The sequence below is a fragment of the Curtobacterium sp. MCSS17_016 genome, from assembly GCF_003234255.2.
GTDB classification, from domain to species: Bacteria; Actinomycetota; Actinomycetes; order Actinomycetales; family Microbacteriaceae; genus Curtobacterium; species Curtobacterium flaccumfaciens.
On sequence record NZ_CP126254.1, the window covers coordinates 3,659,396 to 3,684,380 of the forward strand.

A 24,985-nucleotide genomic window follows, 5' to 3' on the forward strand; every position below is an offset into this window, starting at 1 on the left:
GGCAGGATGGGACGGACCATGACGGACGTCTTCGAGCGCTTCTCCCCCGCGACCACCGAGTGGTTCCGCGGCGCCTTCGACGCACCGACGCCCGCGCAGGCCGGGGCGTGGGACGCGATCTCGACCGGGCAGCACGCACTCGTGATCGCCCCGACCGGCTCCGGCAAGACCCTGGCGTCGTTCCTGTGGTCGATCGACCGGCTCATCAGCGCGACGGACCGCCCACCGGCGAAGCAGCGCACGCGGGTGCTCTACGTCTCGCCGCTCAAGGCCCTCGGCGTCGACGTCGAGCGCAACCTCCGGAGCCCGCTCGTCGGCATCACCCAGACCGCTCGGCGCCTCGGCACCGAGCCGCCGGACGTCACGGTCGGGGTGCGCAGCGGTGACACCCCGTCGTCCGACCGCCAGAAGCTCCTGCGCCAGCCGCCGGACATCCTCATCACCACGCCCGAGTCGCTCTACCTGATGCTCACCTCGCAGGCGCGCGAGACCCTGGTGAACGTCGACACGGTCATCGTGGACGAGGTCCACGCGGTCGCCTCGACCAAGCGCGGCGCACACCTGGCCGTGTCGCTCGAGCGCCTCGACGACCTGCTCGACAAGCCGGTGCAGCGCATCGGGCTGTCCGCGACCGTCCGCCCGCCGGAAGAGGTCGCGCGGTTCCTCGGCGGCCGTGCACCGGTGACGATCATCGCGCCGCCCGCGCAGAAGACCTTCGACCTGCGGGTCGTCGTGCCCGTCGACGACATGACCGAGCTCGGGGCGCCGCCGGTGGGTGCGGACGCGTCCGAGTCGCCGACGAACGGGTCGATCTGGCCGCACGTCGAAGAGCGCGTCGTCGACCTGATCGAGGAACACCGCTCGACCATCGTGTTCGCGAACTCGCGGCGGCTGGCCGAACGGCTGACTGCTCGACTGAACGAGATCCACGAGGAACGCGTGCTCGCCGCCGCCGGTGATGGCGTGCTGGTGCCGGCCGGTGCGTCCCCGGACGACGACGGCCTGCCCGTGGCGCGGGGCCGCCCGCAGTCACCGGCCCGCACCTCGGCCCACGCCGTCGCGCCCCAGGGGGCCAAGCGACCGCCGGCGCAGCTGATCGGAGGGTCCGGGCAGACCGGCGGCGGGGGCTCGGACGCCTCCGTCCCGGTGCTCGCCCGCGCACACCACGGCTCGGTGTCGAAGGACCAGCGCGCGATCATCGAGGACGACCTGAAGTCCGGTCGGCTGCGGTGCGTCGTCGCGACGAGTTCACTCGAGCTCGGCATCGACATGGGCGAGGTCGACCTGGTCGTCCAGGTCGAGGCGCCGCCCTCGGTCGCGAGCGGCCTGCAGCGCGTCGGTCGTGCCGGACACCAGGTGGGCGAGATCTCCCGCGGCGTGCTGTTCCCGAAGCACCGGGCCGACCTGGTCAACAGCGCGGTCACGGTCGAGCGGATGGTCACGGGCCAGATCGAGTCGATCTCGGTGCCGGCGAACCCGCTCGACGTCCTGGCGCAGCACACCGTGGCGGCCGGAGCGATCGACACACTCGACGTCGAGCACTGGTTCGAGCTCGTGCGGCGGAGCGCCCCGTTCAGCGGCCTGCCCCGATCGGCGTTCGAGGCGACGCTCGACCTGGTCACGGGCCGGTACCCGAGCGACGAGTTCGCCGAACTCCGGCCACGGCTGGTCTGGGACCGCGTGCACGGCACCCTGACCGGGCGCCCCGGTGCCCAGCGCCTCGCGGTGACGAGCGGCGGGACGATCCCCGACCGCGGCATGTTCGGCGTCTTCATGGTCGGCGAGAAGGCGTCCCGTGTCGGCGAACTCGACGAGGAGATGGTCTACGAGTCGCGCGTGGGCGACGTCTTCGCCCTCGGTGCGACGAGCTGGCGGATCGAGGAGATCACCCACGACCGCGTCGTCGTGAGCCCGGCGTTCGGGCAGCCCGGACGCGTGCCGTTCTGGAAGGGCGACGGCATCGGCCGGCCCGCCGAACTCGGCCGTGCCACCGGTGCGTTCGTCCGCGAGGTCGAGGGCGCCTCGGACGACGACGCCCGCGCCCGCGTCGCCGCCGGTGGACTGGACGAGCGCGCGATCACCAACCTGCTGACCTTCCTGCGCGACCAGCGCGCGGCCACCGGTCACGTGCCGAACGACACCACGCTCGTCATCGAGCGGTTCCGCGACGAGCTCGGGGACTGGCGGCTCATCCTGCACTCGCCCTACGGCATGCAGGTGCACGCGCCGTGGGCCCTGGCCGTCGCCGCACGGCTGCGCGAACGGCACGGCATCGACGGTGACGCGATGGCGGCCGACGACGGCATCGTCGTCCGCATCCCGGAGACCGACGCCGAGCCGCCGGGTGCCGACCTGTTCGTGTTCGAGCGCGACGACCTCGAGGCCCTGGTCACCGACGAGGTCGGCGGCTCGGCGCTGTTCGCCGCGCGGTTCCGTGAGTGTGCGGCGCGCGCCCTGCTGCTGCCCCGTCGGAACCCCGGGCAGCGGTCGCCGCTCTGGCAGCAGCGGCAGCGGGCCTCGCAACTGCTCGAGGTCGCGCAGAAGTACCCGACGTTCCCGATCGTGCTCGAGACCGTGCGCGAGGTGCTGCAGGACGTCTACGACGTGCCCGCACTGCTCGGGATCGCCGACGACATCGCCGGACGCCGGATCCGCCTGGTCGAGACGGAGACCGAACAGCCGTCGCCGTTCGCCCGGTCGATCCTGTTCGGGTACGTCGCGGCCTTCATGTACGAGGGGGACACCCCGCTCGCCGAACGCCGGGCAGCGGCCCTGTCGCTCGACTCGACCCTGCTCGGCGAGCTGCTCGGCCGCGCGGAGCTGCGCGAGCTGCTCGACCCGGCGGTCATCACCTCGGTGGAGCGCGACCTGCAGCGGCTGTCGCCGGACCGCCGTGCCCGTGACGCCGAAGGACTCGTGGACGTGCTGCGGCTCGTCGGCGCGCTCGACCTCGACGAAGCGGTCGACCGGAGCTGGCTCGCCGACACCGCCGACCGTCCAGCGGCCACCGCCGAACTGCGGAGCACGCTCCAGGTGCTGGAGCGGGACCGCCGGGTGCTCTCGTTCTCGCACGCCGGCGCGACGCGCTGGGCCGTGATCGAGGACGCCGCCCGCCTGCGCGACGCCCTCGGGGTCCCGCTGCCGATCGGTGTGCCCACGGCGTTCGTCGAACCCGTGGCCGACCCCCTCGGTGACCTGATCGGCCGCTACGCCCGGTCGCACGGGCCGTTCTCCGCGCAGGAGGCCGCCGGTCGCCTCGGGCTGGGCATCGCCGTCGTGCAGGACACCCTGCGCCGACTCGTCGCCGACCGCCGGGTGGTCGAGGGTGAGTTCCGACCCGACCGCCAGGGTGCCGAGTGGTGCGACGCCGAGGTCCTGCGACGGATCCGCACGAAGTCACTCGCAGCGCTGCGGCACGAGGTCGAACCGGTCTCGCCGGACACCCTCGCCCGCTTCCTGCCCGCGTGGCAGCACGTGCAGACACCGGGGACCCGCGGCGGGCTCCGTGGCGTCGACGGCGTCCTGCAGGTGATCGACCAGCTCGCCGGGGTCGCCCTGCCCGCCAGCGCCTGGGAGACCCTGGTACTGCCGTCGCGCGTCACCGACTACTCGACGAGCATGCTCGACGAACTCACCGCCACCGGCGAGGTCCTGTGGTCCGGCGGGGGCACCCTGCCCGGCAACGACGGCTGGGTTCGCCTGCACCTGGCCGACACCGCGGCGACGACGCTCGCCGAGCCCTCCGGGGACGAGACGACCGAGCTGCAGCGGGACGTGCTCGGCGCCCTGGCCGGCGGTGGCGCGTACTTCTTCCGGCAGCTGGGCCAGGCCGTGGGCAGCAGTGACGACCAGGCGCTCACCACCGCGCTGTGGGACCTGGTCTGGGCCGGGCAGATCACGAACGACACGTTCGCCCCGCTGCGCTCGATGCTCGGTGGCAAGGCGAAGAGCTCGAGTGCTCCGCGTGCTCGGGCCTACCGCGGCCGACGGCGTCCGACCATGCCGACGCAGTCCGGGCCGCCGTCCGTCGGGGGTCGCTGGTCGCTCCTGCCGCTGGCCGAGTCCGACTCGACCGTGCGGGCCGCCGCGACCGCCGAACAGCTGCTCGAACGCTACGGCGTCGTCACCCGCGGTGCCGTGCAGGTCGAGGGTGTCCGCGGCGGCTTCGCCGGGGTGTACCGGGTGCTCTCGCGGTTCGAGGAGTCCGGCCGGGCTCGTCGCGGGTACTTCGTCGAGGGGCTCGGCGCGGCGCAGTTCGCCACCGGCCCGACCGTCGACCGGCTGCGCACCTACGCCCGCGAACTCGGCGACGACGAGCGGGACGACCCGGACCGGAAGCGCGAGGCGCTCACGCTCGCCGCGACCGACCCGGCGAACCCGTTCGGGGCCTCGTTGCCGTGGCCGACGGGCGACGCCGACCCCGGTCTCGTGACCGACGACGGCGGAGCCGCCCCGCCTGAGACCGCGGTCGGCAGCGGCGCGAAGACCGCTCGGGGCCACCGGCCCGGGCGCAAGGCGGGTGCCCTCGTCACGACCGTCGACGGCAAGCTCACCGTGTACGTGGAGCGCGGCGGCAAGTCGGTGCTGACCTTCACCGACGACGCCGCTGACCTCGCTGCCGCGGCCGCCTCGATCGCCGGCATCGTCCGGACCGGGCTGCGGAAGCTCTCGGTCGAGCGGGTCGACGGGGACTTCGTGCTGGAGACGCCGCTCGGCGGCGCGCTCCGGGCCGCGGGGTTCACGGCGACCCCGCAGGGGCTGCGGCTCCGTGTGTGAGGCGAGCCGCGCCTCCCGGCAGTGCAGCGACCACGTGCCGGAGGTGACCCGTGCCTGAAGGCGACACCGTCTACCGGGCTGCCCGCCGCCTGCACACCGCGCTGGCGGGCAAGGTCCTGACGAAGAGCGACTTCCGCGTCCCCGCGTTCGCGACGCTCGACCTGGTCGGCCGCACCGTCGACGAGGTCGTCCCCCGCGGCAAGCACCTGCTGCACCGCATCGGCGACCTGACCGTGCACTCGCACCTGAAGATGGAGGGCCGGTGGGACGTCTACGCGCCCGGTGACCGCTGGCGTCGACCTGCGCACCAGGCCCGGGTGATCCTGGACGCCAAGGGGGTCTCCACCGTCGGCTTCGCCCTCGGGGTGCTCGAGGTGGTGCCGCGCGACCAGGAGTCCGAGGTCGTCGGACACCTGGGGCCGGACCTGCTCGGCCCCGACTGGGACGCCGACCTGGCGCTCGCCAACCTGACCGAGGACCCCGAACGCCCGGTCGGGCTGGCACTGCTCGACCAGCGGGTGCTCGCCGGGCTCGGCAACGTGTACCGGAACGAACTCTGCTTCCTGCGCGGTGCGCTGCCGACGCGTCCGGTCGGGCAGGTGCCGGACCCGGCGCGGACGATCACGCTCGCCAGCCGACTGATCCTGGCCAACCGCGACCGCAGCGCCCGCGTCACCACCGGCGTCGACCGCCCCGGGCGACGGTTCTGGGTCTACGGCCGTGCCGGCAAGCCGTGTCTGCGGTGCGGGACCCCGATCCGGCACGGCGAACTCGGCGACTCGGAACTCACCCTGCGCGACACGTACTGGTGTCCGCGCTGTCAGTCTTGACGCTGTCGTGCGGGGTGCAGTCGCGACGACGCGGTCGCACGGACGGCGTCGGTGACCCGTTCGAGCAGGGGTGACGCCAGGTTCCAGCGCTGCCACCACAGCGCCACGTCGGCGTGCCGACCCGGGGCCAGCTCGACCAGGACACCGCGGTCGATCGCCTCGAGGCACTGCGCCTCGGGCAGCAGTCCCCACCCGAACCCGAGCGTGACCGCACGGGCGAAGTCGGCAGAGGTCGGGACGAAGTGGCGCGGGCCACCGGGAGCGTGGCCGAGGACCTGTCGCAGGTACCCCTGCTGCAGGTCGTCGTCGCGGTCGTAGTCGACGAGCGGGACCTCGTCGAGCCGCCGGAGCATCCGCCGCTCGGTGCCGGTGTCGCCGAGGTAGCGGGCGACGAACGCCGGGGACGCCACCGCCCGGTACCGGTCGATCCCGAGCGGCACCGACGAGCAGCCCTGCACCGGATCCGCCTCGGCCGTCACGGCGCCCATCACCGTGCCGGCGCGGAGCAGTTCGGCGGTGCGGTCCTGGTCCTCGCGGTGCAGGTCGAAGACCACCTCGGTGTCGGCCCGCACGAGGGCGAGGGCGTCGAGGAACCACGTGCCGAGCGAGTCGGCGTTCACGGCCAGCGGGATCGACGGCACCACCGACGATCCACCGCCGAGCGCTCGGGAGGTCTCCTCGTCGAGCAGCCGGACCTGCCGTGCGTGCCGGAGCACGACTGCGCCGTCCGCGGTCGGGCGCACCGGGGTGGTGCGCTGGAGCAGGACCCGGCCGACCTGCTGCTCCATGGACTTGATCCGCTGCGAGACCGCCGACGGGGTGATCGCCAGCGCACGGGCGGCCGCGTCGAGCGTGCCGTGGTCGACGGCGGCGAGCAGCGTCTCGAGGTGCTCGCGCTGAAACCGGTTCATGCAGCTGAGCTTACGGCGCTGCAGGAACGTGAGCTGTACTACACCAGAACCCGGCCCTAGCGTCGGATCGTGACCTCGCTCCTGCCCCTGCTCTCCGGCCTCGGCACCGGACTCGCGCTGATCGTTGCGATCGGTGTGCAGAACACGTACCTGCTCCGGCTCGCGGTCAGCGCAGGACTCCGGGTGGTGGCCGCGGCGGTCGTGGTGTGCGCGGTCTCGGATGCGCTGCTGATCGTCGCCGGGGTGCTCGGGGTCGGCGCCGTGGTCGAACGGTTCCCCGTGGCGCTCCTGGTGATCCGGTTCATCGGTGCCGCGTTCCTGCTCACGTACGGGGTGCTCGCGGCGCGGCGTGCGCTGCGGCCCTCGGGGGACGCGATGCGGGTCGCTGACGAGGCGGCCGACGACGGTGTGGTGGGCGCCAGCGCGGACGCGGGCGCGGGGGTGGACGCGGCGGTGGACGCGACCACCGGCACGACGGTGGCGGCGGGGCGGACGCGCACCGCGCCTCCCGGCCAGGTGGTGACCATGCGGACGGCCGTGCTGACCATGCTCGTCTTCACGTGGGCGAACCCGCACGTCTACCTGGACACGCTGGTGTTCCTCGGGTCGGTGGCGAACCAGCAGGGTGCGGACGACCGGTGGCTCTGGACGATCGGCGCCGTCGCAGCGAGCTGCCTGTGGTTCGGGGCACTCGGGTTCGGCGGCCGCCTGCTGCGACCGCTGTTCGAGAAGCCGCTGACCTGGCGGGTGTTCGACGGCCTGGTCGCCGTCGTGATGCTCGCGTTCGGCGTGCTGCTGCTCGTCGTCGCGTAGCGGCGGCGGCGGCGCGGCGGGCGGTGGATGCAAAACACCGGTGTCCACACGTCGCGTCGCGGTCTGCGGGTGTGCAACGTGCGAACACCGGTGTTTTGCGGGCCAGGCCGACCCGCGGAACCGCCCTACTGCATGCGCTGGCCGACGCGGCTGTGCCGACGGCTGTAGCCGAAGTAGATGACGAAGCCGATGGCCAGCCAGACGACGAACCGGAGCCAGGTCTCGACCTCGAGGTTCAGCATCAGCCAGAAGCACAGCACCGCCGAGATGATCGGCAGCACGGGCGACCACGGCACCCGGAAGGCCCGCGGGGCGTCGGGGCGCGAACGACGCAGCACGACGATGCCGATCGACACCAGGACGAACGCGGACAGCGTGCCGATGTTGATCATGCCCTCGAGCTTGTCGACCGCCGTGAACCCTGCCAGCAGCGCCACGACGACACCGGCGACGACCTGCACGCGCACCGGGGTCTGCGTCTTCGGGTTGGTCTTCGAGAACCAGCGGGGCAGCAGGCCGTCGCGGCTCATCGAGAAGACGATGCGGGACAGCCCGAGCAGCAGCACCATGACGACGGTGGTCAGCCCGATCAGGGAGCCGATTGCGATGATGCCGGCGGCCCACGGCAGCCCGACGATGTTGAACGCCGACGCCAGGGACGGTGTGTCCTCCTCGGCCAGGCGCTGGTACGAGACCATGCCGGTGATGACGATGCTGACGCCGACGTAGAGCAGGGTCACGATGCCGAGGCCGATGAAGATGCCGCGGGGCAGCGTCTTCTGCGGGTTCTCGGTCTCCTCGGCACTGGTGGCGACGACGTCGAACCCGATGAAGGCGAAGAACACCAGGGACGCCGCGGCGAGCAGGCCGAAGACGCCGTACTGGGCGGGCTCCGCACCGGTGAACCACGACACGAGGGACTGCGTCCAGACGCTGCCCTCGGCACCCTTGGCGGGCTCGGCCGGCGGGATGAACGGGGTGAAGTTCGCGGCCTTGACGAAGAACGCACCGGCGACGATGACGAACACGACGATCGCGACCTTGATGACCGTGATGACCGCCGACACCCGCGACGACAGGCGGGTGCCGAAGGCGAGGAGCACCGTGAAGATCCCGACGATGAGCACCGGCCCCCAGGTGAACGGGATCGGACCGAGCTGGATCGTGCTGGGCAGGTCGACGCCGAACACCTTGAACGCTTCGCTGAGGTAGATGCCCCAGTACTTCGCGATCACGGCGCTGGCCGTGAGGGTCTCGAGGATGAGGTCCCAGCCCACGATCCAGGCGAGCAGCTCACCCATCGTGGCGTAGGTGAACGTGTACGCGGAGCCGGCGACGGGGATCGTCGACGCGAACTCGGCGTAGCACATGATCGCCAGGCCGCAGGTGACGGCGGCGAGCAGGAAGGAGATGATGACGCCGGGCCCGGCGAAGTTCGCGGCGGCGTTCGCGCCGACCGAGAAGATGCCGGCGCCGACGGCGACCGCGATCCCCATCGCGGCGATGTCGAACGTCTTCAGGGAGCGTTTCAGGGACCTGCCCTGCTCCTCGGAGTCGGCCAGGGAGGCCTCGATCGACTTGATGCGGAGCTTCGTTGCCATGGGGTGGATCCCGTCATCGGCTGGCGGCGGACCTCGGAAGGGTACTGGTGTACCACTGTGTCACGCAAAGCGTCCGGCCGGACGGTGGGCCGGTCCGGTGACGGCCGGGAGGCGCGGTGGCGGTCCGGCGCGCAGCGCTCGGCCGGCCGACGGGTGCGTCCAGGGCTGCGGTTGCGTCAGCGGGGCGCGGTTGTGGCCGCGTCAGCGGGATGCGGGTGTGCTCGCGTCAGCGGCCGGCGCGCCAGTCCGCCAGGAACCGGGCTCCGGCCTCGTCGTGGATCACGCCGTCGGGCGCGGTGAGCACCGGGTACGGCGTGGCCGGCACCCCGTCGGCGGGACGGACGTCGACGTGCGCGACCTCGTGGCCGTGGGCGTGCAGCCAGTCCGCCATGGCGTAGTCGCTGCGGGAGTCCCCCACGGTGCGCCAGGTGACCGGGAGCTCGCCGTCCTGCCCGAGGAGCTCGAGCGAGCGTTCGGCACCCAGGTCCTTGCCGCTGCGGTCGGACTCGACGTCGGTCGAGATGATCGTCGGGTCGATGCGCCACTGCACGGCGCCGTCGGCATCGGGCCGGACGTCGTCGAGTCGGCGGACACCGAGCCCGCGACGCTCGAGTGCGGCCATGGCCTTCGCGTCGAACTCCGGCTGGCGGGCCAGGTAGGTGGCGTTCGGCACCTCGACGCGCTGCTCGATCGACACCATGGCGCGCTTCGTCTCGTCGAAGAACACCAGGTCGGCGTACTCGTCGCGGACCAGCTCGCGCATCTCGTCGGCGTAGTCCCGCGGCAGCGCGAGGTCCTCGGCGACCGTCAGCTCGCCCATGCCGCCGTCGTACTGCGGACCGATCGAGCACCACACGGCGCCCTTCTCGCAGACCGCGTGGACCCGCCCGCCCTCGGCGAGGCCCCCGGCGAGCAGCGGACCGACGACCTCGGAGCGGATGAAGGCGTCGCTGCGGCCGGTGTTGAAGACGATCGGGATGCCCTCGGTGGCGAGCGCGACGAGGTCCGCGACGATGCTCGGGATCGCGATGGTGCGGGAGACCGGGCTGGCGATGGGCCCGTCGACGTCGAGCAGGAGACCGAGGCGGGGTGCGTTCACCCGCCCATCCTCTCGCAGTCAGCTGCTGGGCGAGGTGATCCGGCTCCGGACGCGGTCGATCAGGGCTCCGAGGGCCGCCGGGGCGGGGACGTGTCCCTGCCCGGGCACCTCGGCGTACTCGGAACCGGGCACCGCGTCGACGACGGCGCGGGCCGCACGTCGCATCCACTCGAGTCCGTCGCCACCGGCGCCGACGAGCACCGGCACACCCACGGCGGCAGCGACCCGCTCGGGCACGGCGAGGCCGTTCAGCACGCGGACCTCGCGGCTGAGCACGTGGGCGTCGACGACCAGGGAGCGCCAGAGCGACCCCTTGAGCCGCAGGGCTGTGACCTGGCCCATCGGGACCCCGAGCACCTGGGTCAGGAACCCGCGGACGGCCTGGGCTCGGCGGCCGGCACCGACGTGCTCGTCGAGCAGGTCGGCGAACACGACGTCGTCGGCGTGCGGGTCGACCGAGGCGCGGTACGGCGGTTCCCACAGGACGGCGCCGTCGACGGGCAGTCCGGTGGCGAGCCCGTGCAGGACGACACCGGCGCCGACGCAGATGCCGACGGCGGTGGTCGGTGCGCCGATGCTCTCGACGACGGCGCGCAGGTCGTCGACCTCGCGCTCGATGGCCCACGTCGCGGAGTCACCGCTGGCACCGCGACCACGTCGGTCGTAGGTCACCACGCGGTGCGTCGAGCCGAGCTCGGCGACCACGCGGTCGAGGTACGGGGTCCCCCGGTGGTCGAAGGCACCGCCCACGACGACGACCGCCGGCCCGTCCCCTGCCTCGGAGACGGCGATGGTGGTGCCGTCGGAGGAGACGACCGTTCGGTCGACTGGAGGGAGCATGGGGTCCTTTGCGAGCTGTCGACGGCGATGCGTCGGGCCTCGGAGGGGACCGTGCGGATTACCGGTCCTCCGAGTGTCGCAGGCGTGGGAGCCCGTGTCTCCCCCCGCTTCCAGGGGCAGAACCCCGTCGCTCGACACCGTGGCGGTCGCCGTGCCATGCTGGTTGAGTACACCTGTACTCAACCGATCACCGCCACTGCAACGGGGAACCATGACACTCATCGCCATCGTCGCCTGTGAGATCGCCTTCTGGGTCGCGATCCTCGGCGGCCTGACCACCCGGTACCTGCTGCGACGGCCGCGGACGGGTGCGGCGATGCTCGTCGCGGCACCCGTGATCGACGTCGTGCTGCTCGCGGTCGTCACGGTCGACCTGCTCGGCGGTGGGACCGCGTCGTGGCACCACGGACTCGCGGCGATCTACATCGGCTTCTCGGTCGCGTACGGGCACCGGATGATCGCGTGGGCGGACGTCCGGTTCACGCACCGGTTCGCCGGCGGTCCGGCACCGGAACGGCTGAGTGGACGGCGGTACACGGCCCGGTGCTGGGGCGACGTGCTGCGGACCGGGCTCGCCGTGCTGATCGCCGGTGGGATCATCGCTGCGCTCGTCCTCGTCGTCGGCGACCCGGAGCGCACGGACGAGCTGCAGGGCACGGTCGCTCTGCTCGGGGTGGTCCTGGGCGTCGAACTGCTGTGGGCGATCAGTTACACGATCTGGCCGCGCCGAGTCACCACCGCAGCCGCGGACCCGGCCGGCGCGTCGAGCCGGCCGTAGGCTGACCCGGTGCCCCGCCGTGTCGACCTCGAGGAACGGGGATCCCTGGTGGCCGCGGCCTGCCTGCGGATCCTGGAGCGGGACGGCCTGAGCGCGCTGTCGGTGCGGAACGTCGCGGACGAGGCCGGCATCGCCCCGGCGTCACTCCGCCGCGTGTTCCCGACGCAGGACGCCCTGCGCGAGCACTGCCTGACGATCATCGAGGAACGGGTCACCGCTCGGCTCGCCGCCCTGCGTTCGACGGGTCGTGCGCTCGCACTGGACGTCCTCGCCCAGGTGCTGCCGCTCGATGCCGAGCGCACGACCGAGATCCTGGCGCAGGTGCAGCTCGGCGTGCTCGCGCGCACCGACGACCACCTGGCTGCGAGTGCCCGACGCCTGAACGACGGGGTCCGCCGGGTGTGCACCCGGGCGCTGGAGATCCTGCGCGAGGACGGCGGCTTCGGCGACGGTCGCGACCTGACCGACGAAGCCGACCGGCTGCACGCGCTGATCGACGGGCTGGCGGTCGAGCACACGTGGGATCCCGCGGCGCGGGCGCCCGAGCGGGTCCTGGCGCTCGTCGAGCTGCACGTGGACAGCCTGCGCGGCGCGATCGCCTGACGCCTCAGCGACCCCGGTAGACCTCGCGCCGGTGCCCGGCGCGCACGACGACGACCACGAGCCGCCCATCGTCGATCAGGTAGATCACGCGGTAGTCACCGACCCGGACACGCCATTCCGGGCTGTTGACGAGTCGACGAGCCGCGGGTGGACGTGGCTCGTCAGCCAGGATCGCGAGAACCCCTTCGACGAGTCGTCGGGCATGTGGCGGCAGTTTGCGGATGGCACGCCCCGCACTCGGCTCGAACTCGATGTCGTAGGTCATCCCAGACCGAGTTCGCGCCTGAGGTCCTCCCACTTGACGTTCTCGCCGCCGATGCGCTCGTTCTCGAGTCGGGCCTCTTCCACCGCCTTCAGGTCGTCCAGGTCCTCTGCCGCCTCGAGCAACCGGTCGAGGACGGCCGCGTCGACCACGGCCGCGACGCGCTTGTTGCGCCGGGTCAGGTAGACGGGTTCGTGTCGGGCGTCGTCGATGATCGACGCCAGACGGCCACGGGCTTCGGAGATCGACACTTCGCTCACCTGTACATTCTAGAGCGTTTTGTACAAGTCAGACGAGTGCCGTGGTGCCGACCGACTCCCGTTCGAGCAGGGAGCGCTTGACGTCGAGCCCCCACGCGAAGCCCCCGAGCGTGCCGTCCGAGCGCAGCACCCGGTGGCACGGGACGAAGAGCGCCGGGGCGTTCCGGGCGCACACGCTCGCCGCCGCCCGCACCGCGTCGGGCCGCCCCATCGCCGCCGCGAACCCGGTGTAGGTCAGGGTGCCGCCGGCGGGGATCCGGCGGAGCTGGCGCCACCCCTCGGTGAAGAGCTCGGTGCCGAACTGCCGGACCGGTACCTGCATGGCGTGCTCGACCTCGCCCGAGTAGAAGGCGTCCACGGCCTCGGCCGAGGCGACCACGCCGTCGAGCACGCGGTCGGGGCGGTGGCGATCGGCCAGGCGGGCGAGGATCCGCTCGACGGAGTCGCTCCACCCGGAGGCGAGGACCCTGCCCTCGGCGTCCTCGAGCACGGTGAACGGCCCGTCGGGGGTGTCCAGGGTCTGGATGGTTGCGTCGGTCATCGGTCGTCCTTCCGGGGTTCCTCGGGGGCACGGGCTGCACGGGCGCCGGCGGTCGCGGTCATCGCGCGGTCGATGATCGGTCGCCAGCAGTGCATCGTGAGGTAGCTCCGCCAGGGGGCCACCTGCTCCGACCATAGGGAGAGCTCGCGCGCCGTTCCGGGCAGCCCGAGTTCCTGTGCACCGTTCCGTACGGCGAGGTCGCTGTGGAGGAAGATGTCGGGGTGGTGCCGGACCCGCAGCGCGACGTAGTCGGCGGTCCACGGCCCGATGCCCTTCACCGCGAGGAGTCCGTCGCGCAGGTCGCCGAGGGACTGCCCACCGTCCACCACCAGGGACCCGTCGGCGAGCGCGGCGGCCACCCGCAGGATCGTGTCGACGCGGGCGGCCGGGCCACGCAGGACCTCGTGCCCGTGTTCGGCGATCACCGCCGCTGACGGGAACAGCAGCCCGCCGGCCTGGATGGCGTCCGGCACCGTCGCTCCGAGTGCGGCCACGAGCCGGGTCTGCGCGGTGCGCGCCGCGGCCACCGAGACCTGCTGCCCGATCAGGGTGCGGAACACGATCTCGTGCGCGTCCACCGCGCCGGGGAGCCGGAGACCGGGCACCCGTGCGACGGGTCCGGCGAGCTCGGGCACGGCTCCGAGGACCGCATCGACGGCGACCGGGTCGGCGTCGAGGTCGAACAGCGCACGCACCCGCGCCACGAGCGCGGGCAGGTCGGAGAGGTCGGTGACCCGCACGCGCAGGTCGATCCCGGTGCCCCGCCCGGCCACGTCGGGGACGGCTGCCGACGCGCTGAACCAGCCCGGGCCTCCAGGCAGGTCGACCAGCCGACCGTACGACGTGACCCGACCGACGGGGTCGGTGTCCACTTGCTCCGTGCCCGGCAGGGCGTGCACCGCGTGCCAGTCGAGCAGGCCCTGCGCGTCGAAGGGTGCCCGGGCCGGCAGGTGGACGTGCAGTGCGCCGTCGCCGCCGTCCGTCGCGCCGTCGCCTCGCCCGGACCGGCGTGCGCGGAGCTCCGTTGGAGTGACGGCGAAGACCTCGCGCACGGTGTCGTTGAACTGTCGGACGCTGGCGAACCCCGCGGCGAACGCGACGTCGGCGACGGTCAGGTCGGACGAGGTGAGCAGGGTCCGCGCGGTCTGCGCCCGGTGCGCCCGGCTCAGCGCCTTCGGCCCGGCGCCCAGCTCGGCCGTCATGATGCGGTTGAGCTGCCGCTCCGAGTAGCCCACGCGCGCGGCGAGCCCGGGGACGCCGTCGCGCTCGACGACACCGTCGAGGACGAGTCGCATCGCCCGGCCGGCGACGTCCTCGCGCAGGTCCCACTCGGGGCTGCCGGGGGTCGCCTCGGGCAGGCAGCGCTTGCAGGCGCGGAAGCCGGCCAGGTGCGCTGCTGCACTCGTGCGGTAGAAGGTGACGCCCGAGACCCTCGGCGTGCGGGCCGGGCAGCTGGGCCGGCAGTAGATGCCGGTGGAGTGCACGGCAGTGACGAACTGGCCGTCGAAGCGCGCGTCGCGCGAGGCGACGGCGCGGTGCCGTTCGGCGTGCAGCGCGTCCGGCTGTACGTCGGTGTCCGGGGTGGTCATGGACTCAGCCTGACATGCGCCGCCGACCTCGACTGGCGGGAATCGGACGGAGCAGCGCACGGCCGGGAGGCCCGGCTAGCGTTGACCGGGTGACTCCCGCAGACGACGTGGCCGGTCTCGACGACCTGCCGTTCCGGACCGAGGTCGAGGTCGCGCTGCTGCTCGTCTCGCCGCGGCACCGGTACGAGGGGCGCCCGGCCGACGGCGCGCTGCCGGTGGCCGCGGACGATCCGGACGAGTCACGCGACCGGATCGAGCTGCGGGCCGGGCTGGGCATCGTCGGTGACCGGTACTTCGCGGCCCGGGCGCACGTGCACGCCTCGGTCACGGTGATCGGACTGGAGGGGCTCGAAGCCGTCGGTCAGGCAATCGGCGCCACCGTCGACCCCGCTGCGACCCGGCGGAACGTGTTCCTGCGGGGCGCCGACGTCGAGGCGCTGCGGGGTGAGCCGTTCTCGCTGGAGAGCGTGACTCCCGGCGGCAGCGAAGGTCCCGTGCGCTTCCGTGGCTACCGACCGGCGAACCCCTGCGCCTGGATGGACCACGAGGTGGCCCCCGGGGCGTTCCGGGCGATGAGGGGTCGGGGCGGGGTGCGGTGCGATCCGGAATCCGACGGCGTGCTCACCCTCGGACCCGCGGTGCTCCGCACGGCCCACCCCGTGGCGCTCGGCTGATGCGGTCGCCGGCGGGGCGACCGTCCTGCGCCGGCCGAGACTCGGCTCGGCGGACACATCGTCGGCGTCCGGGGACACATCATTTCCGGCAGGCCGAGATCCGGCCGGGTGGCGCGGTGCTCGTCGGCACAGTGCTCAGGCGGTGAGGGCGCTCTCGATCGCGTCGACGAACGCCGGCAGGTCGTCCGGGGTGCGGGAGGTGATGAAGCCGCCGTCGACCTGGACCTCCTGGTCGACCCACTCGGCACCGGCGTTGCGCAGGTCCGTCTGCAGCGACGGGAACGAGGTGACGGTCTTGCCGGACAGCACGCCCGCCTCGACGAGGGTCCACGGGCCGTGGCAGATCGCCGCGACCGGCTTGCTCGCCTCGGCGAAGGCCTGCACGAGCGTCGCCGCGCGGGACTCCTGGCGCAGCGTGTCGGCGTTGATCGTGCCGCCGGGGATCACGAGGGCGTCAAAGTCCTTCGCGTCGACACCGGCGATGGTGGTGTCCGGCTCGAGCGTCTGCCCCGGGTCCTTGTCGCCGACCAGGGTCTGGATCGTGCCGGTCTCCTTCGCCGCCACGGTCACCGAGGCACCGCGCTCACGCAGCTGCTCGGTGGGGACGACGATCTCGTCCTGCTCCACGCCGTAGTTCGTCGTGATGACGAGGACCTTCTTGCCGTCGAGGGTTGCCATGATCGCTCCTTCCGCGGCCCGGTCGTTCCGGCCGCACACCCGAGGGTCGTCGGGGTCGGCTGGGCAGGCGTGCAGGGGCGGCTCGGGGGTCCGGGCGGGCGGTCGGCCCCCCGCTCACGTCCGCCGGGTGGTCGCAAAGCGTCGGCTGGCGGCGGCGCAGCCGACGGTTCCTGACCACTCGGCGCAGGCCGGGCGGGGTGTCCTGACCGGCCGCCGAGGCGCCGTGGACGCGCCCACAGTCGGCCTGGAGGCACGGTGCGAGCCCGCCACGGGCCTCCAGGCCGCCGTTCCCCCGGTCGCAACCCACCGCTCACATCCGCCGGGCGGTCACGAAGCGTCGGCTGGCGGCGGCGCAGCCGACGGTTCGCGACCACTCAGCGCGGTCCAGGCGGGGTGTCCTGACCGACGGCAGACCGCGGGCAGGCAGGACGGGCGCCGCGCTCAGCCGCGGATGTGGAAGGCCTCGCCGTCACGCTCGACGGTCAGGCCGTCGTACCCGTGCACTCGGTGCAGGCCGGCCGTCACCGGGTGCTCGAGCGGACCGACGACGACCGTGGTCGCGCCGGAGGCGATGGCGGACTCCAGCCCGGCCGGGGCGTCCTCGAACGCCACGCAGTCGGTCGGGTCGACGCCGAGCAGGGCAGCTCCGCGCAGGTAGCCGTCGGGGTGGGGCTTGCCGTGCTCGACGTCCTCCGAGGGCACGAAGGCCTCGGGCACGGCGAACCCTGCGGCGGCCATCCGGCCCGCGGCGAGGTCACGCGGGGCGCTCGTCACGAGGGCCACCGGGACGCCGAGTTCGACGAGCCGCTGCACGAAGGCGACGGCGCCGGGGATCTCGAGGATGCCCTCGGTGCTCGCGGTCTCCTCGGCGACGAGCTCGGCCGCGATCCGCTGCTGCTCGGCCAGGGGCAGATCGGGGAGGAAGCGCCGCAGGGTGTCGATCGCCTGCCGCCCGTGCGAGAACGCGAGGATCTCGTCGGGGTCGATGCCGTTCGCGTGGCCGAACCGGGTCCAGGTCGCCTCGACCACCGCGGTCGAGTCGACGAGGGTCCCGTCCATGTCGAAGAGGACCCCGGACGCCACGATGTCGATCACGCGCCCGACCCTAGCCCACGGGCCCGACCGGTCCGCGGTCCGCGGTCCCGCGGTCCCGCGGTCCGCGCGCGACCGGTGTCAGCGCGCCCGGACGTACCGGGTGAGCAGCACGCCGCCGGCGCCGAGCAGCACGTGCGCCGGTCGCATCCGCCGGAGCTCGGGTGACGAGCCGCGGGCGATGCGCGGCCCCTCCCCGCCCTCGAGGGACGGGTCGATCGTCAGGGTCAGCTCGTCGACGGCGTCCGCGGCGATGAGTGCCCCGAGGAACGACGGCCCGCCCTCGCAGTGGATCATCCCGAGGCCACGGTCGGCCAACACGCCTCGGATCCGCCCGGCGTCCAACGAGTCCGGCTCGTCGTCCGCGCTGCAGGGCACGACGTCGGCGACCTCGGCGAGCGCCTGGGCCTTCGACGACGCAGCCGCCGTCTCCGACGTCAGGACGATCGGGCGCACCGGCGCCTCGGTGAACACCCGAGACCCCGGGTCGAGCGACAGCGAGCCGGTGACGATCGCGAACACGGGGTGGTCCGGCTTGCCGTGCGCCCGACGCCAGGCGACGTCGGCGTCGTGCAGGACCATCGGCCCGTAGCCCTCGTCACGGACGGTGCCGGCGGCGACGAGCACGACGTCGGCCACCCGCCGGAGCAGGTCGAAGACGCGCAGGTCGTCGTCGCCGCCGAGCGACCCGGACACCCCGGCAGCCGAGGCCGAACCGTCGAGCGTCGCGACGAAGTTCACGCGGAGCCAGGGGGCCCCGGCGTCGGCGGTGTAGAGGTCGAGCAGGTCGTCGTCGGACAGGTCCGCGATCGACGGGGGCAGGACGTTCACGTGTTGTGCCTCGATTCCACGGGGGTGCGCCATCCGAGCGTGGCCTCGACCATGCGCATCGCGTCGACGCTCTCGGCGACGTCGTGCATCCGGACGATCCGGGCGCCGAGCATCGCGCTCACGGTCGCCACGGCGAGCGATCCGGAGAGCCGTTCCCCGCGGGGGCGTCCGAGCGACTCCCCGACGAAGTCCTTGTTCGACACCGCGGCGAGGACCGGGTAGCCGAGCGCGACGACCTCGGGCAGCCGACGGGTGAGCTCGAGCGTGTGCACGGTGTTCTTGTGCAGGTCGTGGCCCGGGTCGACGATGATCCGCGACTCGGGGATGCCCGCGGCGAGCGCCCGGTCGACGCGCTCGCGCAGGAACGCGACGACCTCGCCCGCGATGTCGCCGTACTGCGGCGGCGCGGGCAGCGGACGACGGGGTTCGGCGAGCGAGTGCGTGATGACGACGGTGGCGTCGGAGTCGGCGACCACGGCGGCCATCCGCGGGTCGGACAGGCCGGTGGTGTCGTTGACGACGGTCGCCCCGGCTGCGATCGCCGCTGCGGCGACCTCCGGGCGGAAGGTGTCGACGCTGATGACGACGTCGGACTGCTGGGCGAGCTGCTCGACGACGGGCACGACGCGGTCGATCTCGTCGGAGGCGGGCAGCTCCGGACCGGGGGCGAACTTCACGCCGCCGATGTCGACCCAGTCGGCGCCCTGTTCGGCTGCGCGGACCGAGGCGGCGACGGCCCGGTCGAGCTCGAAGGTGGCGCCGCGGTCGTGGAACGAGTCGGGGGTGCGGTTCACGATCGCCATCACGGCGATGCGGTGGTCGAAGTCGATGGTGCGGCGGCCGAACGTCCGGACCGGGTGGCGCAGGTCCGGCACGACCCAGCCGGGTCCGGCCACGCCGGGTCCGGCCACGCCGGGTCCGGCCGCGCCGTCCAGGAGGCCCGTCATGCGTCCGCCCCGGCACGCTCGTCGTGCCCGGCCTCGGTCCCACGCCCCGCGCCGATGAGCGCGATCGCCTCGGCCCGTCCTGCGGTGTCGGCCAGCGAACCGGTCGCCGCCACCGTCACGGTCGTCGAACCGGTCTGGCGCTCCCCACGCGTCGTGACGCACTGGTGCTGCGCGTCGAGGACCACCAGGACACCCTCGGCACCGAGCCCCTCGGCGATGGTCGCGGCGACCTGTTCGCCGAGCCGCTCCTGCAGCTGCGGACGGGAGGCCACCGCGTCGAGCACCCGCGCCAGCGTGCCGAGCCCGATGAGACGGTCGCCCGGCGCGTACGCCAGGTGCGCGACCCCGAGGAACGGCAGCAGGTGGTGCTCGCAGACGGAACGGAACTTCACGTCCCGCACGATGACGAGCCGACCGCGTTCGCCGTCCTCGGCGTGCACGGTGCCGTCCCGGGCGATGGCGACCGCGTCGGTGCCGATCCCGGAGAAGAACTCGGCGTACGAGTCGGCGACCCGGGCGGGGGTGCGGGTGAGTTCCGGGCGGTCGGGATCCTCGCCGATGGCGAGCAGCAGCTCGCGGACGGCGGCCTCGACACGGGCGCGGTCCATGGGTGACGTCACCCGCTCATCCAACACCAGCCATGGCCGGAGAACGCGGGCAGACGCCCAGCGCGAGGTGCGCGATCCGCGTGGAACGGGCCTCCCGGCTGTCGCAACCTGTGAGACCGGTGTGACACGCCCGAAACCCAGCGTCCTTTAAACTCTCGTGGTGAGCGCCCCGCAGACCGACACCACGCCCCGGAACCGCTTCGCGACCGGCCTCGATCGATTCTTCTCCATCACCCAACGCGGATCGTCGATCCCCCGCGAGGTCCGCGGTGGCCTCGTCTCGTTCGTGACGATGGCGTACATCGTCATCCTGAACCCCCTCATCCTCGGCGGGTTCAGCGCCGACCAGGCCGCCAAGGACGTCAGCGGCGGATGGCTCGAGAACGCTCAGGTGGCCGCGGCGACCGGTCTCGTCGCCGGCGTCATGACCATCGCGATGGGCATCATCGCGAACCTGCCGTTCGGCATCGCCGCGGGGCTCGGGATCAACTCGTTCCTCGCCGTCAGCGTCGTGCACCAGGTCACCTGGGCCGAGGCGATGGGCCTGGTCGTCATCAACGGTGTGATCATCGTGATCCTCGCGCTGACCGGCATCCGGACGATGATCTTCACCGCCGTCCCGGCACAGCTCAAGGCCGCGATCACGGTCGGCATCGGCCTGTTCATCGCGTTCATCGGGCTCGTCGACTCCGGCTTCGTGCGGTCCTCCGGGCTCGCGTCGCCGCCGCTGCAGCTCGGCGAGGACGGCTCCGTCGGCGCCCTGCCGACCATCGTGTTCCTCATCGGCCTCATCATCATCGGCACGCTCATGGCCCGCCGGGTCAAGGGTGCGCTGCTCATCGGCATCGTCGCGACCACGATCATCGCGATCATCCTGCAGGCGATCTTCCAGGTGCCGACCTCGGTCGACTCGAAGACCGGCTGGAACCTCAACGCCCCCGGCCTGCCGAGCGCACTCTTCGCCGTGCCGGACCTGTCGCTCGTCGGCCACGCCGACGTCTTCGGTGCCTTCACCCGCATCGGCCCGCTCGCCGCGTCGATGCTCGTCTTCACCCTCGTCTTCACGAACTTCTTCGACGCCATGGGAACCATGACCGGTCTGGCCAAGGCCGCCGGTGTCGCGAAGCCGGACGGCACGTTCCCCCGCCTGAAGTCGGCGCTCGTCGTCGAGGGCGTCGGCGCGATCGCCGGTGGTGGCGCGTCGGTGTCGTCGAACACGGTCTTCATCGACTCGGCCTCCGGCATCGGCGAAGGTGCCCGCACGGGCATGGCCTCGGTCGTCACCGGCCTGCTGTTCCTGGCGTCGATGTTCCTCACGCCGCTCACCCAGGTCGTCCCGCTCGAGGTCGCCGCCGCCGGGCTCGTCGTCGTCGGTGCGCTCATGGTCGCGCAGGTCGCGGACATCTCGTGGTCGGACTTCGGCTCGGCCCTGCCGGCGTTCCTGACGATCGTCGTCATGCCGCTGACCTACTCGATCGCGAACGGCATCGGTGCCGGCTTCATCAGCTGGGTGCTCATCAAGCTGCTGTCCGGCCGTGGCCGTGAGGTCTCGTGGCTGCTCTACGTCGTCGCCGCGGGCTTCCTGCTGTACTTCGCGCGGGGGCCGCTGGAGGCGCTGCTCGGCGTCGGCTGAGGCTTTGGTCGGGCGGGGCCTGTCACAAGACGCCGTCGTGGCATCGAGACGCCGCCGATTCCGGCGGCGTCTCGACGTTTCTGGGGCGTCTCCGCAAGATGCCGGCGTCTTCCGCAGGCCGGCGTCGGCCTGGAGGCCCGTGGTCAGTCCGGCAGGTCGCTCGGCGTGGCCTCGTGGTGGCGCTGGTCCTGGGTGCGACGGTCTTCCTTCATGCCCGCCTCGAACAGGTGGCGACGGCCCTGCACGAGCTCGTCCCGCGCCGTGCGCTCGAGCTCCTTGGCGAGGGCGTAGTAGCCGTCGTCGTAGTCCTCGACGATCTGGAACGTCCAGCGGCCCGCGATGACGTTGCGGCCCACGAGTTCGGTGTCGATGCGCTCGGCGAGTTCGGTGTGCCCGGCCTTCCGCAGCTGCTCGACCGCCTCACCGAGGTTCAGGTCAGCGGTGCCGGTCAGGCGGTGGAACCCGTAGAGCAGGCCGCGGGCGTGCTCGATGACCTCGACCGCGGCGGACAGGCTGCCGAGTGCCTCGACCGTGGCCTCGGACACCCCCTCGGGAACCTGGTGCTGCGCGTCGGGGCCCTGTTCGTCGTTCGTCATGGGTCCCGTCTACACGACGACTGCCGAGGCCGAGCGCAGTCACTTCGTCTGGTTGGGGTGGTGGGTGTGCACATCGGTGATGCACACCACCCGGTCATCCACGTCGACCGTGAACCAGATCCGGGCGCCGCGCTTCAGCTCGAACTGACGACGCGTCCACTCCCGGCCAGAGTGTCGAACCACACCGAGTTCCCCGCGCAGGGCGTGGCAGGACAGGTCCTCGGTCAACGGATCCGTGGTCAGCCGATCCCACGCGGCAGCGACTGCGTTCCGCTGCACCGCCACCACGTCGCGCCACCCCTGTTCCGCGCCACGTGTCCCGAAGACGATCGTGTACTCCGTCGAACGGATCGGCCGGGGGACCCCGCCGCGCCGGCCCGCCACCGCGTCAGGGCTTCTCGACGCGGATCGGCTCGGCGAGGATCTCCGGCTCTCCGGTGTCCCAGCCCGCGGCGATCGCCTCGGCACTGTTGCGCCACGCCTGCATCTCGAGCAGGAGTCTGCGCGGCTGCCGGAGCGAGAACGAGCCACGGGCGACGTCGACGATCTCCCGGGCGAAGCGCTGCTGGTCTGCGGCGCTGAGGAGCTTGATCCACGGGTACGGGATCGCCAGCCGATCGTGGAGTGGCAGTTGCTCGTTGAGTGTCACCGCGGCGATGAGCTGCGCCGCGATGTCGAGCACTGCGTCGTCGTCGTCGGATCGTTCCTTCGTGGTGAGGACGAGGGGCTTCCCGTCGCGACGGGTGACCTCGAGCGGGGCTTCCTCGGCGGCAGCGAACACCTGCTTGGCGTGGCGGGAGAGGTCAGAGGACTGCACCGACCGTCGGGATCGGGGCGGAGCGACGAGCGTCATGGATCGAGCCTATTCAGAACGTGTTCTGAATGCAACGGTCAGTTGCGACGTCGGAGGTCGACACCTACCATTCGAACACACGTTCGAACGAGGAGACCCGATGATGATCACCGACACGGCCGCCACGGTGTGGTGGGCCGAGGGCACGCCGACGCGGCTCGTCTGGGCCGGACGGCGCTGGCGGGTGAGCGACACCCCCACCCGGCTGACCGTGACGCGCGCCGAGCTGCCCACCGCGATCACCCATGCGCCCGAGCGCACCGTGGGCTGGCGGTTCCAGGCCACCAGCGACGACGACGGCGAGGCCCTGGTGGTCGACATCGTTCCGCAGGGTGCCGGCTGGGGCGTGGCCCGGACGTGGACGTGAGCGGCCCGGACCGCTACCGTCCGGACATGGACAGGTGGGTGGCGCTGCTGCGCGGCGTCAACGTGAACGGCATCACGATCCGGAGCGCTGAGCTCGCGGAGCTCTTCCGAGGGCTCGGGTTCGACGACGTCCGCACCGTGCTCGCCTCGGGCAACGTCGTGTTCTCCGCCGACGTGCCCGCCGAGCAGCTCAAGACGTCGATCGAGCAGGGACTGCGCGACCGGTTCGGGTACGACGCCTGGATCGTGCTCGTCCGGCACGACGCCCTGGCGGCCGTGGTCGACGGGTTCCCCTTCGCGCGTGCCGACGAACGGCACGACTACGTCGTGTTCGGGTCCGACGACGGTGCGCTCGACGCGTTGGTCGCGGACCTCGAACTCGACGATTCGGTCGAGCAGGTCACCCGCGGGGACGGCGTCGTCTACTGGTCGTGTCCGAAGGGGTCGAGCACCGACACCGTGTTCGCCAAGCGGGCCGGCGCCGCACGCTTCAAGCGCACGACGGCGACCCGCAACACGAACACCCTGCGGAAGCTCCTGTGACGCTCGGCACGCTGCACCACGTCGAGCTCCGCACCGCCGACCTCGACACCGCCGTCGGGTCCTGGGGCTGGCTGCTCGGCGAACTCGGCTACGAGCCGTCCCAGCGCTGGGACCACGGCCGGAGCTGGCGGCTCGGCCCGTTGTACGTCGTGCTCGAATCGGCACCGCTGGACGGCGATCACGACCGCCGCCGACCGGGGCTCAGCCACCTGGCGTTCCACGCCGGTACTGCCGAGACGGTGGAGCGACTCTGGGCCGATGCTCCCGGTCACGGCTGGGCACGCCTGTACGAGGACCGACACCCGTTCGCCGGTGGCCCGGAGCACCACGCGGCCTTCCTCGAGGACGCCGAGCGGTTCAAGGTCGAGCTCGTCGCCAGCTGACGGTGCCGCCGGGACGGGGTGGCTCAGGCCTGCGGCGGCTGCCCGTTGCTCGCCATGGTGCCGCCGTCCACCGGCAGGACCGCACCCGTGATGAACGAGGCCGCGTCGCTGGCCAGGAACAGGATCGCCTCGGCGACCTCGGCAGAGCGACCCCCGCGGCCGAGGGCGATGCGCTCGGTGAACTTCGACTGCAGGGCCTCGTCCTCCGCCTGCTCCTGGGTCAGGTCGGTCCAGATGAGTCCCGGAGCGACGGCGTTCACGCGCACGCCGAACTGCCCGTTGTCGAGGGCAGCGGCCTTGGTGAAGTTCGTCACGCCACCCTTCGCCGCGTTGTAGGGGCTCATCCGCCAGTCTGCGTCCTCACCGGAGACCGACGACGTGTTGACGATCGACCCCTTCGTCTCGCGCAGGAACGGCAGGGCCGCCCGGGTGCCGTAGAACACACCGGACAGGTCGGTCTCGATGACCCGGCGCCACTCGGCCGTGCTGATGTCGGTGATGTCGCCCGAGCTGAAGGTCCCGGCGTTGTTCACCAGGACGTCGAGCCGGTCGAAGCGGTCGATCGCCGCCGAGACGACGGTCTCCCAGTCCTCCGGGCTCGCCACGTCGGCGTGCAGGGCGACGACCCGGTGCGTCGGTAGGGAGTCACCCACCGCGCGGACCTTCTCCTCGACGCTGTCGGTCAGCACGACCGATGCGCCCTCGTCGATGAACGCCCGCACCGTCGCCTCGCCGATGCCGGACCCCGCGCCCGTGACGATCGCGACCTTGCCCTCGAACCGGTTGCCCATGATGTCTCCTCTCGTTGCACGAACCGTGCCCGGGGAGACGCCATCGACCCGAGGGGCACGGCAGACCACGGTGCCCCGGGCCGACTG

General features: G+C 72.4%; 27 protein-coding genes. 10 read left to right on the forward strand and 17 right to left on the reverse strand.

Translation table 11 applies throughout. The annotated features are described in order from the left end of the window. Positions 1-18 precede the first annotated feature (18 nt). Together DEJ19_RS17230 and DEJ19_RS17235 are read left to right on the forward strand one after the other, a co-directional pair. On the forward strand, positions 19-4,776 hold the full coding sequence (locus tag DEJ19_RS17230; protein WP_111232634.1) for an Lhr family ATP-dependent helicase: 4,758 nt from the start codon (positions 19-21) through the stop codon (positions 4,774-4,776). Positions 4,777-4,826: 50 nt separating this feature from the next. Beyond that, on the forward strand, positions 4,827-5,606 hold the full coding sequence (locus DEJ19_RS17235; protein WP_111232633.1) for an Fpg/Nei family DNA glycosylase: 780 nt from the start codon (positions 4,827-4,829) through the stop codon (positions 5,604-5,606). Here the strand turns inward: DEJ19_RS17235 and DEJ19_RS17240 are convergent. Next, a complete protein-coding gene (locus DEJ19_RS17240) occupies positions 5,597-6,517 on the reverse strand; it encodes a LysR family transcriptional regulator ArgP (protein ID WP_111232632.1) in 921 nt (306 codons plus the stop codon). The genes DEJ19_RS17235 and DEJ19_RS17240 overlap by 10 nt on opposite strands. Before the next feature lie 69 nt (positions 6,518-6,586). Here DEJ19_RS17240 and DEJ19_RS17245 point away from each other — a divergent pair, with 69 nt between their 5' ends. After that, positions 6,587-7,330, forward strand: a complete 744-nt coding sequence (locus DEJ19_RS17245; protein WP_220035291.1) for a LysE/ArgO family amino acid transporter — start codon at positions 6,587-6,589, stop codon at positions 7,328-7,330. Between the two features lie 125 nt (positions 7,331-7,455). Here DEJ19_RS17245 and DEJ19_RS17250 read toward each other — a convergent pair whose 3' ends face one another. The 3 genes from DEJ19_RS17250 to DEJ19_RS17260 all read right to left on the reverse strand — a co-directional run bounded on the left by DEJ19_RS17250 (position 7,456) and on the right by DEJ19_RS17260 (position 10,870). After that, the gene (locus DEJ19_RS17250) at positions 7,456-8,931 is read right to left on the reverse strand and encodes an APC family permease (protein WP_110863247.1); all 1,476 of its coding nucleotides are present in this window, start codon (positions 8,929-8,931) and stop codon (positions 7,456-7,458) included. A gap of 226 nt (positions 8,932-9,157) precedes the next feature. Continuing rightward, positions 9,158-10,030: a hypothetical protein gene (locus DEJ19_RS17255; protein WP_111232630.1), complete on the reverse strand. Its 873-nt coding sequence runs from the start codon at positions 10,028-10,030 to the stop codon at positions 9,158-9,160. 18 nt (positions 10,031-10,048) lie between these two features. After that, positions 10,049-10,870: an alpha/beta fold hydrolase gene (locus DEJ19_RS17260; RefSeq protein WP_111232629.1), complete on the reverse strand. Its 822-nt coding sequence runs from the start codon at positions 10,868-10,870 to the stop codon at positions 10,049-10,051. Between the two features lie 211 nt (positions 10,871-11,081). Here DEJ19_RS17260 and DEJ19_RS17265 point away from each other — a divergent pair, with 211 nt between their 5' ends. Together DEJ19_RS17265 and DEJ19_RS17270 are read left to right on the forward strand one after the other, a co-directional pair. Beyond that, positions 11,082-11,648 carry a hypothetical protein gene (locus DEJ19_RS17265; RefSeq protein ID WP_111232628.1) on the forward strand — a complete coding sequence of 189 codons (567 nt, stop codon included), beginning with the start codon at positions 11,082-11,084 and terminating at the stop codon, positions 11,646-11,648. A 9-nt stretch (positions 11,649-11,657) separates the two neighbouring features. Continuing rightward, positions 11,658-12,251 carry a TetR/AcrR family transcriptional regulator gene (locus tag DEJ19_RS17270; RefSeq protein WP_110863250.1) on the forward strand — a complete coding sequence of 198 codons (594 nt, stop codon included), beginning with the start codon at positions 11,658-11,660 and terminating at the stop codon, positions 12,249-12,251. Between the two features lie 4 nt (positions 12,252-12,255). Here DEJ19_RS17270 and DEJ19_RS17275 read toward each other — a convergent pair whose 3' ends face one another. Genes DEJ19_RS17275 through DEJ19_RS17290 form a run of 4 tightly spaced genes read right to left on the reverse strand, consistent with a single transcriptional unit; the run spans position 12,256 to position 14,903 of the window. Further along, positions 12,256-12,516 (reverse strand): type II toxin-antitoxin system RelE family toxin, encoded by a 261-nt coding sequence (locus DEJ19_RS17275; RefSeq protein ID WP_071250103.1) that lies wholly within the window; start codon positions 12,514-12,516, stop codon positions 12,256-12,258. Continuing rightward, a complete protein-coding gene (locus DEJ19_RS17280; protein ID WP_071250100.1) occupies positions 12,513-12,773 on the reverse strand; it encodes a type II toxin-antitoxin system prevent-host-death family antitoxin in 261 nt (86 codons plus the stop codon). The genes DEJ19_RS17275 and DEJ19_RS17280 overlap by 4 nt, the downstream gene beginning before the upstream one ends. A gap of 28 nt (positions 12,774-12,801) precedes the next feature. Beyond that, entirely contained in the window at positions 12,802-13,314 is a 513-nt protein-coding gene (locus DEJ19_RS17285; protein WP_111232627.1) for a methylated-DNA--[protein]-cysteine S-methyltransferase, read from the reverse strand. Then, a complete protein-coding gene (locus DEJ19_RS17290) occupies positions 13,311-14,903 on the reverse strand; it encodes an AlkA N-terminal domain-containing protein (protein WP_111232626.1) in 1,593 nt (530 codons plus the stop codon). The genes DEJ19_RS17285 and DEJ19_RS17290 overlap by 4 nt, the downstream gene beginning before the upstream one ends. An 89-nt stretch (positions 14,904-14,992) precedes the next feature. Here DEJ19_RS17290 and DEJ19_RS17295 point away from each other — a divergent pair, with 89 nt between their 5' ends. After that, positions 14,993-15,577: a molybdenum cofactor biosysynthesis protein gene (locus DEJ19_RS17295; RefSeq protein ID WP_284176575.1), complete on the forward strand. Its 585-nt coding sequence runs from the start codon at positions 14,993-14,995 to the stop codon at positions 15,575-15,577. Positions 15,578-15,712: 135 nt separating this feature from the next. On the opposite strand, the gene DEJ19_RS17300 is transcribed toward DEJ19_RS17295, so the two are convergent. The 5 genes from DEJ19_RS17300 to folE form a co-directional block, all read right to left on the reverse strand. Beyond that, entirely contained in the window at positions 15,713-16,255 is a 543-nt protein-coding gene (locus DEJ19_RS17300; protein WP_027466778.1) for a type 1 glutamine amidotransferase domain-containing protein, read from the reverse strand. Between the two features lie 441 nt (positions 16,256-16,696). Further along, the gene (locus DEJ19_RS17305) at positions 16,697-17,350 is read right to left on the reverse strand and encodes an HAD-IA family hydrolase (protein WP_111232624.1); all 654 of its coding nucleotides are present in this window, start codon (positions 17,348-17,350) and stop codon (positions 16,697-16,699) included. A gap of 78 nt (positions 17,351-17,428) precedes the next feature. Further along, positions 17,429-18,178: a pyrimidine reductase family protein gene (locus tag DEJ19_RS17310; RefSeq protein WP_258377345.1), complete on the reverse strand. Its 750-nt coding sequence runs from the start codon at positions 18,176-18,178 to the stop codon at positions 17,429-17,431. Further along, on the reverse strand, positions 18,175-19,125 hold the full coding sequence (gene folP, locus DEJ19_RS17315; protein ID WP_258370695.1) for a dihydropteroate synthase: 951 nt from the start codon (positions 19,123-19,125) through the stop codon (positions 18,175-18,177). The genes DEJ19_RS17310 and folP overlap by 4 nt, the downstream gene beginning before the upstream one ends. Next, complete coding sequence (folE, locus tag DEJ19_RS17320; protein ID WP_110863256.1) at positions 19,122-19,733, reverse strand: GTP cyclohydrolase I; 612 nt, start codon at positions 19,731-19,733, stop codon at positions 19,122-19,124. The genes folP and folE overlap by 4 nt, the downstream gene beginning before the upstream one ends. A gap of 157 nt (positions 19,734-19,890) precedes the next feature. Here folE and DEJ19_RS17325 point away from each other — a divergent pair, with 157 nt between their 5' ends. Continuing rightward, positions 19,891-21,366, forward strand: coding sequence for an NCS2 family permease (locus tag DEJ19_RS17325; protein WP_027466783.1), 1,476 nt, complete (start codon positions 19,891-19,893; stop codon positions 21,364-21,366). A gap of 143 nt (positions 21,367-21,509) precedes the next feature. On the opposite strand, the gene DEJ19_RS17330 is transcribed toward DEJ19_RS17325, so the two are convergent. The 3 genes from DEJ19_RS17330 to DEJ19_RS17340 all read right to left on the reverse strand — a co-directional run bounded on the left by DEJ19_RS17330 (position 21,510) and on the right by DEJ19_RS17340 (position 22,815). Then, the gene (locus DEJ19_RS17330) at positions 21,510-21,962 is read right to left on the reverse strand and encodes a hypothetical protein (protein WP_110863258.1); all 453 of its coding nucleotides are present in this window, start codon (positions 21,960-21,962) and stop codon (positions 21,510-21,512) included. Between the two features lie 39 nt (positions 21,963-22,001). After that, positions 22,002-22,250, reverse strand: coding sequence for a hypothetical protein (locus DEJ19_RS17335; protein WP_220038343.1), 249 nt, complete (start codon positions 22,248-22,250; stop codon positions 22,002-22,004). A 100-nt stretch (positions 22,251-22,350) separates the two neighbouring features. After that, a complete protein-coding gene (locus tag DEJ19_RS17340) occupies positions 22,351-22,815 on the reverse strand; it encodes a hypothetical protein (protein WP_027466785.1) in 465 nt (154 codons plus the stop codon). 100 nt (positions 22,816-22,915) lie between these two features. Here DEJ19_RS17340 and DEJ19_RS17345 point away from each other — a divergent pair, with 100 nt between their 5' ends. From DEJ19_RS17345 to DEJ19_RS17355, 3 genes are read left to right on the forward strand one after another with little or no spacing between them, the layout of a single operon-like run. Then, positions 22,916-23,182 (forward strand): hypothetical protein, encoded by a 267-nt coding sequence (locus DEJ19_RS17345; protein WP_035809269.1) that lies wholly within the window; start codon positions 22,916-22,918, stop codon positions 23,180-23,182. Positions 23,183-23,208: 26 nt separating this feature from the next. Continuing rightward, positions 23,209-23,724 (forward strand): DUF1697 domain-containing protein, encoded by a 516-nt coding sequence (locus DEJ19_RS17350; RefSeq protein WP_111232694.1) that lies wholly within the window; start codon positions 23,209-23,211, stop codon positions 23,722-23,724. Then, a complete protein-coding gene (locus DEJ19_RS17355; RefSeq protein WP_111232622.1) occupies positions 23,721-24,107 on the forward strand; it encodes a VOC family protein in 387 nt (128 codons plus the stop codon). The genes DEJ19_RS17350 and DEJ19_RS17355 overlap by 4 nt, the downstream gene beginning before the upstream one ends. A 23-nt stretch (positions 24,108-24,130) precedes the next feature. Here the strand turns inward: DEJ19_RS17355 and budC are convergent, their stop codons facing one another. After that, positions 24,131-24,898 (reverse strand): meso-2,3-butanediol dehydrogenase, encoded by a 768-nt coding sequence (gene budC, locus DEJ19_RS17360; protein WP_111099607.1) that lies wholly within the window; start codon positions 24,896-24,898, stop codon positions 24,131-24,133. Between the last annotated feature and the right edge of the window lie 87 nt (positions 24,899-24,985).

Bases quoted from the DNA above. Each gene is read 5' to 3' on its own strand.
- DEJ19_RS17230 (WP_111232634.1), top strand. From the start codon at position 19: ATGACGGACGTCTTCGAGCGCTTCTCCCCCGCGACCACCGAGTGGTTC.
- DEJ19_RS17240 (WP_111232632.1), bottom strand. From the start codon at position 6,517: ATGAACCGGTTTCAGCGCGAGCACCTCGAGACGCTGCTCGCCGCCGTC.
- DEJ19_RS17250 (WP_110863247.1), bottom strand. From the start codon at position 8,931: ATGGCAACGAAGCTCCGCATCAAGTCGATCGAGGCCTCCCTGGCCGAC.
- DEJ19_RS17260 (WP_111232629.1), bottom strand. From the start codon at position 10,870: ATGCTCCCTCCAGTCGACCGAACGGTCGTCTCCTCCGACGGCACCACC.
- DEJ19_RS17265 (WP_111232628.1), top strand. From the start codon at position 11,082: ATGACACTCATCGCCATCGTCGCCTGTGAGATCGCCTTCTGGGTCGCG.
- DEJ19_RS17275 (WP_071250103.1), bottom strand. From the start codon at position 12,516: ATGACCTACGACATCGAGTTCGAGCCGAGTGCGGGGCGTGCCATCCGC.
- DEJ19_RS17285 (WP_111232627.1), bottom strand. From the start codon at position 13,314: ATGACCGACGCAACCATCCAGACCCTGGACACCCCCGACGGGCCGTTC.
- DEJ19_RS17290 (WP_111232626.1), bottom strand. From the start codon at position 14,903: ATGACCACCCCGGACACCGACGTACAGCCGGACGCGCTGCACGCCGAA.
- DEJ19_RS17300 (WP_027466778.1), bottom strand. From the start codon at position 16,255: ATGGCAACCCTCGACGGCAAGAAGGTCCTCGTCATCACGACGAACTAC.
- folP (WP_258370695.1), bottom strand. From the start codon at position 19,125: ATGACGGGCCTCCTGGACGGCGCGGCCGGACCCGGCGTGGCCGGACCC.
- folE (WP_110863256.1), bottom strand. From the start codon at position 19,733: ATGGACCGCGCCCGTGTCGAGGCCGCCGTCCGCGAGCTGCTGCTCGCC.
- DEJ19_RS17330 (WP_110863258.1), bottom strand. From the start codon at position 21,962: ATGACGAACGACGAACAGGGCCCCGACGCGCAGCACCAGGTTCCCGAG.
- DEJ19_RS17340 (WP_027466785.1), bottom strand. From the start codon at position 22,815: ATGACGCTCGTCGCTCCGCCCCGATCCCGACGGTCGGTGCAGTCCTCT.
- DEJ19_RS17345 (WP_035809269.1), top strand. From the start codon at position 22,916: ATGATGATCACCGACACGGCCGCCACGGTGTGGTGGGCCGAGGGCACG.
- DEJ19_RS17350 (WP_111232694.1), top strand. From the start codon at position 23,209: ATGGACAGGTGGGTGGCGCTGCTGCGCGGCGTCAACGTGAACGGCATC.
- budC (WP_111099607.1), bottom strand. From the start codon at position 24,898: ATGGGCAACCGGTTCGAGGGCAAGGTCGCGATCGTCACGGGCGCGGGG.